At 36.6% G+C, this 13,221-nt stretch carries 10 protein-coding genes and 1 pseudogene; 8 read left to right on the plus strand and 3 right to left on the minus strand.

What is annotated here, in order from left to right; genetic code table 11:
• Positions 1-12 precede the first annotated feature (12 nt).
• Entirely contained in the window at positions 13-1,299 is a 1,287-nt protein-coding gene (gene hemA / locus F4V57_RS09650; RefSeq protein WP_070068455.1) for a glutamyl-tRNA reductase, read from the plus strand.
• On the opposite strand, the gene F4V57_RS09655 is transcribed toward hemA, so the two are convergent.
• Positions 1,286-3,178: a DNA primase gene (locus F4V57_RS09655; protein ID WP_070068454.1), complete on the minus strand. Its 1,893-nt coding sequence runs from the start codon at positions 3,176-3,178 to the stop codon at positions 1,286-1,288. The genes hemA and F4V57_RS09655 overlap by 14 nt on opposite strands.
• Before the next feature lie 85 nt (positions 3,179-3,263).
• Positions 3,264-4,259, minus strand: coding sequence for an outer membrane protein assembly factor BamD (locus F4V57_RS09660; RefSeq protein WP_070068453.1), 996 nt, complete (start codon positions 4,257-4,259; stop codon positions 3,264-3,266).
• A gap of 75 nt (positions 4,260-4,334) precedes the next feature.
• Here F4V57_RS09660 and rluD point away from each other — a divergent pair, with 75 nt between their 5' ends.
• The gene (gene rluD / locus F4V57_RS09665; protein WP_070068452.1) at positions 4,335-5,381 is read left to right on the plus strand and encodes a 23S rRNA pseudouridine(1911/1915/1917) synthase RluD; all 1,047 of its coding nucleotides are present in this window, start codon (positions 4,335-4,337) and stop codon (positions 5,379-5,381) included.
• Positions 5,382-5,385: 4 nt separating this feature from the next.
• Positions 5,386-6,168, plus strand: coding sequence for a peptidoglycan editing factor PgeF (pgeF, locus tag F4V57_RS09670; RefSeq protein ID WP_070068451.1), 783 nt, complete (start codon positions 5,386-5,388; stop codon positions 6,166-6,168).
• A gap of 145 nt (positions 6,169-6,313) precedes the next feature.
• Here pgeF and F4V57_RS09675 read toward each other — a convergent pair whose 3' ends face one another.
• Entirely contained in the window at positions 6,314-7,186 is an 873-nt protein-coding gene (locus F4V57_RS09675) for a DMT family transporter (RefSeq protein ID WP_070068600.1), read from the minus strand.
• 130 nt (positions 7,187-7,316) lie between these two features.
• Here F4V57_RS09675 and F4V57_RS09680 point away from each other — a divergent pair, with 130 nt between their 5' ends.
• The 5 genes and pseudogenes from F4V57_RS09680 to F4V57_RS09700 form a co-directional block, all read left to right on the plus strand.
• Positions 7,317-8,702: an aminotransferase-like domain-containing protein gene (locus F4V57_RS09680; protein WP_406564506.1), complete on the plus strand. Its 1,386-nt coding sequence runs from the start codon at positions 7,317-7,319 to the stop codon at positions 8,700-8,702.
• 113 nt (positions 8,703-8,815) lie between these two features.
• Positions 8,816-11,164 (plus strand): FtsK/SpoIIIE domain-containing protein, encoded by a 2,349-nt coding sequence (locus tag F4V57_RS09685; protein ID WP_070068450.1) that lies wholly within the window; start codon positions 8,816-8,818, stop codon positions 11,162-11,164.
• Positions 11,165-11,297: 133 nt separating this feature from the next.
• Positions 11,298-12,077, plus strand: coding sequence for a PD-(D/E)XK nuclease family protein (locus F4V57_RS09690; protein WP_081409123.1), 780 nt, complete (start codon positions 11,298-11,300; stop codon positions 12,075-12,077).
• 33 nt (positions 12,078-12,110) lie between these two features.
• The gene (locus F4V57_RS09695; protein WP_070068449.1) at positions 12,111-12,788 is read left to right on the plus strand and encodes a hypothetical protein; all 678 of its coding nucleotides are present in this window, start codon (positions 12,111-12,113) and stop codon (positions 12,786-12,788) included.
• A gap of 240 nt (positions 12,789-13,028) precedes the next feature.
• Positions 13,029-13,221, plus strand: a pseudogene (locus tag F4V57_RS09700) (amino acid transporter); the annotation flags it as partial.

Below are 13,221 nucleotides of genomic sequence, written 5' to 3' on the forward strand. Positions count from 1 at the left end.
TGATGAAGTAATATGACTTTCTTGGCTTTGGGTGTCAATCATCATACGGCTTCTGTTGAACTCCGTGAACAAATTGCTTTTAATCCAGAGCGATTAAATACAGTCTTTTCTGAAACACGACAACATCCTGAATTAGCGGATATGGTGGTTGTTTCAACCTGCAATCGTACAGAAATTTATGCATTAACCAAAAATACTGACGATGTACTGCATTGGATGGCACAGTGTAATGGAATTGATGTAAATACTCTGTTGCGTCATGTTTATCATTATGAAAATGTAGATGCCATGACGCACTTGATGCGTGTAGCCAGTGGGCTGGATTCATTGATGCTGGGTGAGCCACAAATTTTAGGTCAAATCAAAAATGCATTAATATTGGCCAAAGATGCCGAAGTCGTTTCTCCACATTTAAATCGTTTATTTGAATATGCATTCTATGCAGCAAAGAAGGTGCGTTCTGAAACTGCTGTGGGTGCCCATGCCATTTCCATGGGTTATGCTGTTGCACAACTTTCAACACAGGTTTTTAGCCATGTGTCGCAGATGACGGTATTGATTGTCGCAGCAGGTGAAATGAATACGCTGGTTGCAAAACATCTGGCTGAAATGGGTGTGGCAAAAATGATTATTTGTAATCGAACTCGCAGTAAAGCTGAACATCTGGCACAGGAACTCGCTACTCGTGTTGAGGTGGAGGTAATTGATTTTGATCAACTAGAAAATAATTTGTATCGTGCGGATGTTGTCTCAAGTTGTACTGGAAGTTTACATCAGGTAATTTCATATTCTGCGGTAAAACGTGCCGTTAAACAGCGAAAATATCAACCGATGTTAATGGTTGATCTAGCTGTTCCTCGTGATATTGATGCTAAAGTAGACGATTTGGATAGTGTTTACTTATATGGAGTTGATGATTTACAGGCAGTAATTGATGATAATTTGTCACAGCGTCGTCAGGCTGCACTTGATGCAGAGATTTTAGTCTCACAACTGGCATCACAGTTTGTCATTAATGAAAAAGTACAACGGGCAGGACATGATATTCAACAATATCGTGACTTTGCAGAACATCAGCGCCAGAAAGAGCTTCAATTGGCATTGCAACAATTACAACAAGGCGTTGATCCAGCAGAATTATTAGAAAGGTTGTCGCAGCGATTAACCAATAAAATGTTGCATATTCCATCTAAGTTGTTTCGTGAAGCGGCCAGAGCAGAGCAACCGGAACACGCCCAATGGCTGAATGAAACGATACAAGACATTCATGACAACATGCGTAAAACTAAGGCTCGCTGATCTGTAATTCAGTTAAGCTTCTGGAAGCATCGTTGAGTTGTTTTTTGAGGTTATGTGCTTCTTTGACTGATGCAGGATGCTTGAGTTTGAGTTTTAAATAATAAATTTTCATCGATACAAATAATGATTGGGCATGTTTATCCAACTCTTCGGGGTGATTAATCTGTAAATCTTCAATATCAACCTGATTGAGAATGGGTAAAATTTTCCCATGTAAATTTGCAGCTGCACCTAAAGCAAAATAACGACTCAATTCAATGTCTTTAGGCAAGGTATCGTAAATTTTATCCAAAATATCCAATAATTGCCGAATCGGTGTATTACTTTGGCTGGGGATAAATGCTCTGAGGGTTTCAAAATGAGGAAATAGCAATGGATAATGCATAAGTAATGCTACCAATAAATGATTGCGGTCAATGCGGTCAAAACTTAAATCCTTATCTTGTGTGCTACTATCAAATTTCTTGCGACCAAAGCCCAAACGTTCCCGAAAAGATTGTGATAATAAGTATTTATATGAGCCATTTGGTAAGGTGTTGGTCAGTTGGCGTAATTCTGCCATCACCATACCTTTACCTTCAGGGTGACTAATATCGTAACGTTTGGTCAATTGAGCAAATAAGTAGTCAGACAGTAATGGGGCTTTGTTAAGTAATTGTTGAAATTGTTCTAAACCAAGCTGGCGTATTAATGAATCGGGGTCATGTTGGTCGGGCAGAATAAAAAATCGTAATTCTCTACCATCATTGAGTAATGGTAAGGCAATTTCCAGTGTCCGCCATGCGGCTTTTTGTCCGGCTGCATCCCCATCAAATGCTAATGTCAGGCGTGGATTTTGTTTAAATAAAATATTTAGATGGTCGGTATTGCTGGCGGTTCCTAATGTGGCAACTGCACCTGTGATTCCTGCTTGGTGTAAGGCAATAACATCCATGTAACCTTCGACCATTAACCAGTCGATGCTTTTGTTTTTTCGACCTTCATACAATCCATAAAGTAATTGATTTTTATGGAAAACTTCCGAGTCTGGAGAGTTAATATATTTAGGTTTGATTTCATCATTCAGGGCACGGCCACCAAATCCTACAACACGGCCTTTACTGTCACGAATTGGAAAAATTACACGATCACGTAATAGATCAAAATTTTTTCCAGAATCATTTTCTCTAATTAAACCGACCAGTTTTAAACCTTCAATATCTAATGGAAAAGCTTTTTCTAAATGATTCCAATCGGCAGGTGCATAACCTAATCGCCATGTGGTAATGGTATTCTCGTTTAATGCCCGATTATGGAAATAGTTTTGTGCATGTGGTGCAGCACTGAGTTGTTTTTGGTAATACAGAGTGACTTGTTCTAGAAGATCATAAAGTGAGTGTTCTTCAGTGGTCGCATCATTTGCTGACAAAGCGGCATAATCATCACCAGGCATAGGTTCCATTGCATAAAAATCAGCAAAAGGATCAACTGATAGAGAGGGTGCGTCAGTAATTTCATTAGACGTGATTATTGCATCAGTCGATGGTGCAATTGTGGTGGTTTCGGTAATTTTACGTTGATACGTGGCTTTTTTTGCTGAAAAATCATCTTTAGGCAGTTCAATGCCGGTTTGCTGCGCCAGATCCTTAATAACATCAATAAAGTTACGATTATCCAGATCCATGAGGAATCGAATGGCATTTCCATTGGCTTGACAACCAAAACAATGATAATACGCTTTGTCTCGATAGACGTGGAAAGATGGCGTTTTTTCTTGATGAAATGGACAGCAGCCAGAATAAGTTCGTCCAGTTTTTTTAAGTTTTACACGTTGACTAATGAGATCGACAATATCGACACGATCCAGAATTTGATCAATGGTATGCTGAGGAATTGCCATTTTAAAAAATCTCAATACAAATAAAAAAATTTGAGCATCATGTGATGCTCAAATTACTTTAATCAAAATTACAGCAAAAAAACATTTAGTTTTGCTGATCTTTATCCAGTAAACCTAAACTTAAACGGTTTAACCAGCTACGCTTTGGCTGTTCAGCAGGTGTTTGTTCGGCTTGCGGCACAACAGAATGTGGTGCAGCAACTTCAGAAGATGCGCTGGCGCTATTTTGAGCAGAGCGACCAAAAATTCCTAAAGAGAAGCGATTAAATAAGCTGGCCTGATGACGTGCTGCCTTTAGATTAACCGTTCCGTTAGATTTAAGCAGTTCAGGATAGTTTGCTTGTAACAGTTTGATATATTGTTGTGCAGATTCCTGATCACCCAATTGTTGATAGGCATACGCTGCGGTAGCAATTGCTTCAGCAGTTTGTGGGGCTTGTGGATAATATTCTAAAACCCAGCGGGCACGTTGTAATGCAGCAACCCATGCTTTACGCTCAATATTAAAGCGTGCGGCATTCATTTCACTTTCAGCCAGTTCCTGCCCGATAAATTGCATGCGTTGCGCAGCATCTACTGCATATTTGCTGCTTGTATAACGACGAATGAAGTCGGCAAAATTCTGATAAGCAACTTTAAGATATCCTGTATCACGATGTGCCTGTTTTAGTGAGGTATAGCGTAGCAAACCATCATAGTTTTGCTCCATATTAGCTACACCGCGTAAATAATAAGCATAGTCCGCTTGAGGATGCTGTGGATTCAAGCGAATAAAACGATCTGCAATCGTGACAGCCTCAGCATAATTTCCCTGTTTGAATTTGGTATACATCAGGTCAAGCTGTGCCTGTTGAGAATAACGACCAGTTGGAAAATAAGTATCTAAAGCTTCAAGTTGTTTACCAGCTTCAGTATATTGCCCTTTATCAAGTGCTTGAACAGCTTTTTCATAGTATACCTGTTCGCTTGATTGTGGCCCGGTATCGACAACCTTTTTGGGATTACTGCTACAGCCCACCATTACAGAAGTGATGCCTATGGATAAAGACAACACTAAAACATTAAAACGTGGTAGCGACATAAAAACTCCTCTGTGTCATGATGGGCAATCAGCTACAATACGCCTATTAAACCATTTTTATTGAAATGTGAGCAAATGACTTCCACGCAATCTGCACAAAATTCTACAATACTTGAAACGGCATCTGAATTTGATGAGATTCAAGAACAATTTTCAACACCGCAAGCTACGCATATTCAACGCCATTGTCAATTGGATGAGCGTTATTTAGGACAAAGATTTGATCAAATTGCTGCACAGCTCTGGGATGACTTTTCTAGAGAGAAAATAAAATCATGGATCAGTGATGGTGTACTCAAAATTAATGGACAACACGTCAAGCCCAAAAATCGTAGTGAAGGCAATGAAACTTTAACTCTGGATGTTAAGCTTGAAGCACAATTATTCAATCAACCAGAAAATATCGCATTAAATATTGTTTATGAAGATGATGCAATTTTGGTCATTAATAAACCGGTTGGTATGGTGGTGCATCCAGGCGCAGGTAATCCATCAGGAACATTGGTTAATGCTTTACTTTACCATTATCCCCAATCTCGTGAGTTGGCCAGAGCAGGCCTAGTACATCGTATTGACAAGGATACCAGTGGATTATTGGTTATTGCCAAAACACTGGAAGCACAACATGCACTTACACGGCAACTTGCTAGTAAATCGGTCTATCGGGTCTATGATCTGGTCTGTTATGGACATATTATTGCTGGAGGAACAGTTGATGCACCAATTAAACGTCATCCGGTAGAGCGTACCAAGATGGCGGTTGTTAATGGGGGTAAACCTGCGGTAACGCATTACAATGTGCTACAGCGATTTGAGTATTTTAGTCTAGTACAAGCGCAACTTGAGACTGGTCGTACTCACCAGATTCGTGTTCATTTTGCTCACATGGGACATCCTTTGGTGGGTGATCAAACCTATGCTCGTTTGAAATTACCCAAAAGTATTGGTATTGAATTGACACAGTATTTACAGCAGCTTAAACGTCAGGCTTTGCATGCTCGTTGTTTGGGACTTATCCATCCTGTAACTGGCGAAGAAATGCGATTTGAAGCAGAATGGCCTGAAGATTTTTCCAGATTGGTCCAGCTATTACAGCAGGATGCACAAAGTAAGGGAGAATAATTGAATGATTAAAGCACCCCAAATATTCTTATGGCATCAGGCACAAGGCTTGCCGAAGGACATATTTGCAGGACAAACATTGGCAATCATTGATTCTGAGCAAACACAACAACAGCCTTATTTGCAGTTTAATTTAGGCCTGCATGTAGGCGATTCTGCGTCACAAGTACAAAAACGCCGTATCGCATTGCTAAAAGCATTACAGCCTTATGGTGTAACACGCCTGCAATGGCTAAACCAAACGCATAGTACAACAGCTTATCTGGTAGATGATCAAATCGAGGCAACATTGCTAGATGGTGATGGTTTAGTCACACAGCAAAAAGGTGTGGCATTGATGATGATGACAGCCGATTGCCTGCCGATCGTGGTCAGTAATGCACAAGGAACAGAAATTGCCTGTCTGCATGCTGGCTGGCGTGGACTGGCCAATGGGATTATTGAAGCCACACTCGCTAAAATGCAGACTCAGCCTGTTTATGCATGGATTGGTGCTGCAATTAGTCAAGCAAATTTTGAAGTTGGGGCAGAAGTAAAAGCCGCTTTTGTCAGTCAAAATTCTGATTTTGAAAATGACTTTATTGCACGACAGAATGGTAAATATCTCGCCGATTTATATGCCATTGCGACTAAAAAATTACAGGCTTTGGGAATAACGTCGGTAACAGGTGGCGATCGCTGTAGCTATGCTGAAACAGACTCGTTTTATTCTTATCGTCGACAGGCAAAAACAGGACGAATGGCAACGTTTATCTTTATTTCTGCACAAGACGATAGACTTGCGTAAATGATTTAATTTTTTCATTTAGAGTATGTTGATATAACGCAAGTGATAAAATCTAAAACGTTATACCGCTTTTTAACGATTTAAATACTGTAAAAATGTTTGGTGCGTATTTGATCGCTGCAAAGTAGGGCTTATTGAATTTGTATTATGTTGCATAGGCATATTTTTTTGCAAATCCCACACAACACAAAACTGCCATACTGATAGCGATAAATTGCCATTCAATGGTCTCATGTAAGAATAGGGCAGCCAACAAAAAACCAAAAAATGGTTGTAATAATTGAAGTTGTCCTACCGCAGCAATGCCGCCTTGTGCTAAACCTTTGTACCAAAAAATAAATCCCAGAAACATGCTAAAAACAGAAACGTAGAATAGGCTTAACATTCCTGATAGCGTAACCTGATGAAATGTTTTGGGAAGATAAAAGCAAGTAAAAATCAGCATGATCGGTAGGGAAAAAATTAATGCCCATGCAATCACTTGCCATCCACCTAAAGTTCGGGATAGTTTTCCACCTTCGGCATAAGCTAGACCGCAAACCACAATGGCACAAATCATCCAGAAATAACCAAGTAAGTCATTTTTACTTTGCGTTTGTAGATAAATAAAATAGATAATGCATGCACTGCCTAAAATAGCAAATAACCAGAACTTGGATTGAGGTCGTTCTTTTGCTCGTATAACAGCAAAAATTGCTGTTGATAAAGGTAATAAGCCAATAAAAACAATAGACTGTGCTGAAGTGATAGATTGTAAGGCTAAAGCAGTGAAAAATGGAAATCCAAATACTGCACCAAATGCTACAATTGCAAGAGAGGCGTAGTGCTTTATTTCAGGTTTACCCTGCTTGAAAATAATGATAATAGCCAGACTTAATATTCCTGCAATAACGGCTCTGATACCCGTTAAAAATTCCGGATTGAAGTCCCTCAGCGCCAGTCGTGTAGCAGGCAATGATCCGGCAAAAATAATAACGCCAAGTAAACCATTCAACCAGCCTTGTGATTTTTGATGCATAAGTAGCCCCTTAAAAATAGGCTTACTTTGGCTGTGAATCAGATCAATCACTATGTACAATCCAGTACAATTTAAACTAACTGTTATGTATGATATTCCAATACAGTGTATTGAAATGGAAAATATTTTTATGACAAAAATTGAAAAAACCATGCAACATATCAGGTCAAAAATTGAAAATCATCATCTGATGATGGGGGCACGTTTGCCTTCGGTAAGGATGTTAGCCAAAACACTTGGTTATTCTGTTTCAACCGTTATAGAAAGCTATGATCGACTGGTGGCAGAGAAAGTGATTGAATCAAGGCAAGGTGCCGGCTATTTTGTATCAGGTACTCAGACTGCTTTTCCTCAGCACGAACTCACACGATTGGTCGATCGTGAAATTGATCCATTATGGATTTCCCGTCAATCCCTGATTGCACAACCACAAGTACTTAAACCCGGGTGTGGCTGGTTACCCGGGCATTGGATGCCGGAACTCAGCATTCGCAAGGCACTACGCAAAGTATCCAAACAACATACCGATCTACTGGTAAATTATGCCAATCCATGGGGACACCAGCCCTTACGGCACTGGATTGCACGACGTATAGAGCAAAAGGGAATTTATATTCAACCGGATCAAGTTTTGTTAACGGAGTCTGGCACTCAGGCCATAGATCTGATTTGCAGATTATTTTTGCAAGCAGGCGATAGCGTACTGGTTGATGATCCTTACTATTTTAATTTTCAAAGTTTACTCAAAGTCCATCGTGTCAATATTGTTGCTGTGCCTTATACCGAGAATGGTCCGGATATTGAGCAATTTGAGCAGATCGTACAATTGCATCAGCCCAAACTTTATATTACTAATGCAGGCATTCATAATCCCACTGGGGCAACACTTTCCACGCATACCGCTTATCAGATTTTAAAAGTGGCAGAACAGGCCAATTTAACCATTGTCGAAGACGATATTTTTGCAGATTTTGAATTTGTTCCGGCACCGCGTTATCTGGATTTAAATGGTTTTACCAATGTTATTCAAATGGGTAGTTTTTCCAAAACAGTTTCTGCATCTATCCGTTGTGGCTATATTGCAGCCCACCCACGTTTGATTGATGGTTTAATTAATCTGAAAATTGCCACTAATTTTGGCTGTGGCTTGTTAAATGCAGGAATTATTTATACAGTTTTATCTGACAGTAGTTTTAGGAAACATCTGGAAGGATTAAAACTGCATTTAGCCGATCACATGAGTAAAGCCATTCGACAATTGGAAAAATTAGATATTACGCCATGGGTAATTCCCAAAGGCGGTATTTTTTTGTGGTGCCAATTACCGAAACATATTGATGCTGCCGAATTATCAAAGATCTGTTTAAAGTATAATGTGATTTTGGCGCCCGGTAATGCCTTTAGTCAATCGAATAACGCAAGTCATTTTTTAAGATTTAACGTAGCACAATGTCATGATCAACGGATATACGAAGTGCTAGAGAAAGCGATGCAAGAATTAAGTGATGAAGCGTAGAAGTGAGGATTTTGCTTGATAAATAAAAATTAAAAAAATAATTCGTGAGACATTATTTGTCTCATAACCTTGATATTCTTATTGCACCAGAACAATGTATATGAGAATACAGAATGAGTGAAATTGTTCCCAGTCAAATAAAACGTATATTGAGAATTTATCAGATTTTACCTCGTCAATCATCCAAGGCTTATTCCATTGAGCAACTAAAAACATATCTTAGAAGTTTGTATAGTGATGTAATTGATGAAAAGTCAATTAATAAGGCAATTCGACGTGATTTAAAAACATTAAATGTCATTTTGACGAGTGGAACACTTGAGAAAATTATATTAAAAGGTAATCAACCTGATAAGTATTATTTAAGCCAAGATGCTTCAATAGAGCCGTTAAGTGCAGAAAAAGCGTTAGTATTAGTTATGGCAAATGAGTATCTGCAACACTATTTACCTCACGAAATTTATCACAAAGTATCAGATTTTTTTGAATCAGCTGAACAACAACTGGTTAAAAATACCAAATTACAAGATTGGCGATCACGTATTCGTTTTGTGTCGGTAGGCTATTCTCCTGAATATATCGATGATTTTGACTGTGATGAAATTAAAAAAATTTATAAAGCACTTTTAGACAGTGAATTGTGGTTAGAATGTTTATATTGTAAAGAAGGACAGACTGAAAAACAGGCATATACATTAAAACCACATGGCATTATTCAGCATGGACATAAACAATTTTTAATGGCAAGTAAAATAATGGGTCATCGTAGTGTTTTGAGAACCTTTAATCTACAAAGATTTGATCAGGTAAAATTGATTGAACAGCGAATTAGTGTAGATATTGATGCTTTTGATTTAGATAACTTGATCGAAGAAAAAGAATATGAATATGCTTATTTTGAGCGCGATGAATTAGAAATTAAATTGCGTTGTGAAAATGATTTGCTTGATGATCTACAGAATAATCCAATTCATTTTTCTCAGGAAATTACGGAATTTGATGATGATTATTTTACTTTAACTGCAAGTAGTATAATCACAAATAGTCTTCTAAACTGGTTAATTGAAAAGGCACATTCAATACAGGTTTTGGAGCCACAGGAGTTATTTGAAAAAGTCCAAAGGTATATTTATGATGCGATTGAAAATTATGATATGGATTTTGAAGATTTAGAGCAATACAAACAATCTTATAAAGGTTTTGATGGTGCGGTTGATACTTTGGAGGATTTTTTGCAAGAAGATCATTTTGATGAAAATATAAATGCAGATATATCAGCTAGCACTCATATTCTGCATATGGATAAATGTGAGCAATCCTATAATATTCCAAATTTAGATTTGCTAGATAAAATTGATCCGCAAAGAAAACAATTAGGCTTAATTCAAATACTGGAAGCAGAAAATTATTCTAATAGCAATGTATTGATTACGCTGGCACTTGGAAAAAATACTAAAGGTGAAATCATTACAACAGATTTGAATAAAGCACCACATTTATTAATAGCGGGCTCAATAAATTCCAATCAATCATCTTTGATCCATTCGATGATATTATCGATTTTGTTAAAATATACGCCCGATCAAATCCGTTTAATTTTGATTGATTGTAAACAGTCTGAACTGGCAAATTATCAAGATATTCCTCATTTATTGACACCCGTTGTCACAAATGAGAAAGATACATTGAATGTATTAAACTGGTGTATTCATGAAATGGAGCGACGTTATACACTTTTTTCTTCTATAAATGTTCGTACATTAAAAAATTATAATACAAAAATCAAAGAAACCAATGTTCAAAATATTGAATTAGATTTACCACAAATTGTGGTTGTTGTGAATGAACTTGCTGATGTGATGCAAAAAGACAGTAAAAAAATCGAAAAAATGATTTCATATTTGGCACAAAAATCTCGTGCGGCAGGTATTCATCTGGTACTTGCTACACAAAATTTATCGAAAAATATAATCACAGAGCGAATTAAAGCTAATATTCCAAGTCGTATTGCCTTGAAAGTCGATCACCATATTCAATCATGTCTTATTTTGGATCATGATGGTGCTGAGAATTTATCTGCTCAAGGCGATATGTTGTTTCTTGGGCCGGGTAAAGTAGAGCCTGAATATGTGTCTGGTGCTTTTGTTTCCACTGATGAAATTAATCGTATTTGTGATGTATGGCGTCAATGTGCTAAACCTCAGTATATTAAGGCACTTTTAGAATCTTATAGGCTAAATCCATTTGACATTAGTTCCTATGATGATGGTTACGATATTGATGCTGATCTGCTTTATCAATGTACATTATTTGTGCTTAAAACCCGTAAGGTGTCGGTGTCATCATTACAACATCAATTTGGGTTAGGCTATACTCAAGCTGCTCGAATTATTGATCAGATGGAAGACGACGAAATTGTTAGCCCAATGGACGCAGATGGCAAGCGGGAGATTTTGGTTTAATTATATAATAATCAATTTCTTATGTTGTATTAATATGTGTGTATTTGATGAAATTTATAGAGGTATTACCTTAGACAACTAAAAGACAAAATATACTATAGATTGGACAAATTTTATAAATATTGGAGTAGTGATGGAATTACGTATGAATGATATTTCTCCTCAGCTATTAGATTTTTTTGAAGGCTGGAAAGAAATAGAACGGCAGCAACAAAGAGAATTACAGAATCTATCATTAGATCGAAGACTTGAACTGTTCTTTAAGGATTGGCGAAAGGTTTTTATTGATTATCAAAAATTGAAACGCTTTTTTACTGTATATAAATCAGATGAAGTACAGCAACCTATAAGAGAAGCCAAAAAACAAGGTTTGCATGCCAATGTTTGGCAGACTGCTGGCTTGGGAAGAGATGAAGTAAAAAATAGTCAAGTTCTAAAATGGTTTTTAGATTATCGAGGAGATCATGGGCGAGGTAATGAGTTTTTAAAAGAACTTATATCTTTATTGCCAGAACGATTTCAAATTTACAACGTTGAAAGATACTCAACCATAGCTGAATGTTGTCCTTTAGGTCAACAAGAAAATCGAATTGATATTGAAATTGATACATCTCAGTTTTTATTGTTTATTGAAATAAAAATTGATGCGACTGAAGGACAAGATCAATTGCAGCGTTACATTAATTTAGTACAAGCTAAGGCCGGATTAACAAGAGATTGGGCAGTGATTTATTTAACTAAAAATGGAAAATTACCCGTAAGATACCAAGATCAAGGAAATCAAAAAAGATTGATAGGTATTTCATGGTTACAGATATCCAGATTGTTTTATAAATATGCCAAAAAATCTGATGTAAATAATCGTAGCGCTTGGTTAGCAAAACAATTTGCTGATCATATTAAAACTTTTTAATAATTTATTTTCTAAGTATATAGGAATAAGAAAATGAGTAATAGTAATACAAATGCAGCTAAACTGATTATTGAAAATATTCAATTATTGGAACAGGCAAATAATTTACTTAATGGTGAATTAAGTGAAAAAATTTTCAATGCAGTCGATAATTTAATTGAAGAGTTTGTAGAAAATTTTAATGATGATAGTCTTATAGGTTCCTATGATTTTCATGAAAATGAAACGTGGTTTTTATCATCGAAATGGAAAAATGAAGATTTTGATTTTGAAGATTCTAAAACATGGAAAAATCTTTATGCATTTTATGAATTAACGAATGAAGGCGAAAATGATGAAACAAATAACTGGTGGCTTACTAATTTCTTTATAAATGATAACGATCGAATGATCCTCAATTTTGCTTTATGGAAAAATGGTTTTAATAAAACTTTTGCAAAAGAATGGAAAGAGTTTGTTATTGCAATGAATAAGCAATATCCACAGATTGAACAATTAGGTTTTAAGTTTAATCCAGAAGGTAACTGGTATCTTCTGATTACGAGCTTAGATAAACAAACAGTTATATATAATTATGAACACAATACATTAGAAGATGCTTTAACACCAATTACAGATGCGTTGGATAAATTAAAACAGGCACATCCATATTTTGATGAAATTGTTCAAGCTGCGATAGCAAAATTTGGTCTTATTGAAAACGAAGAGTGATATTTAAATACGATTGTTAGCAAAGCGTTTAAGCTAGCGCTTTGCTATACAGCTAACTTCATCTGAATGATTGAGTAATCGTATTTGGTCACATGGTAAAAATTAAATAGAAGATTATCTGCAATAAATTAAGAATAAAATTATCTGTTTGTTTAAATTGTATCATAACGAGCGATTATCTATATTAACTTGGAACAATAATTGCTTATTTCTGTTGTCAAAATAACAGAGAACTTTGCTATGGCGTTAAACGAAACACATGATGAATATGAACAACAAGATCTCAAGCGTAATCTGAGTAACAGACATTTACAATTAATTGCGATTGGTGGAGCAATAGGTACCGGATTATTCATGGGATCAGGAAAAACCATTAGTTTGGCCGGTCCATCGATTGTGTTTATTTATATGATCATTGGTTGTGCATTATTTT

It is taken from the genome of Acinetobacter qingfengensis, from assembly GCF_008693185.1.
GTDB lineage: Bacteria > Pseudomonadota > Gammaproteobacteria > Pseudomonadales > Moraxellaceae > Acinetobacter > Acinetobacter qingfengensis.

Coding starts and splice junctions, on each gene's coding strand:
- F4V57_RS09655 (WP_070068454.1), bottom strand. CDS start 3,178: ATGGCAATTCCTCAGCATACCATTGATCAAATTCTGGATCGTGTCGAT.
- F4V57_RS09695 (WP_070068449.1), top strand. CDS start 12,111: ATGAGTAATAGTAATACAAATGCAGCTAAACTGATTATTGAAAATATT.
- hemA (WP_070068455.1), top strand. CDS start 13: ATGACTTTCTTGGCTTTGGGTGTCAATCATCATACGGCTTCTGTTGAA.
- rluD (WP_070068452.1), top strand. CDS start 4,335: ATGACTTCCACGCAATCTGCACAAAATTCTACAATACTTGAAACGGCA.
- F4V57_RS09680 (WP_406564506.1), top strand. CDS start 7,317: ATGACAAAAATTGAAAAAACCATGCAACATATCAGGTCAAAAATTGAA.
- F4V57_RS09660 (WP_070068453.1), bottom strand. CDS start 4,259: ATGTCGCTACCACGTTTTAATGTTTTAGTGTTGTCTTTATCCATAGGC.
- pgeF (WP_070068451.1), top strand. CDS start 5,386: ATGATTAAAGCACCCCAAATATTCTTATGGCATCAGGCACAAGGCTTG.
- F4V57_RS09675 (WP_070068600.1), bottom strand. CDS start 7,186: ATGCATCAAAAATCACAAGGCTGGTTGAATGGTTTACTTGGCGTTATT.
- F4V57_RS09685 (WP_070068450.1), top strand. CDS start 8,816: ATGAGTGAAATTGTTCCCAGTCAAATAAAACGTATATTGAGAATTTAT.
- F4V57_RS09690 (WP_081409123.1), top strand. CDS start 11,298: ATGGAATTACGTATGAATGATATTTCTCCTCAGCTATTAGATTTTTTT.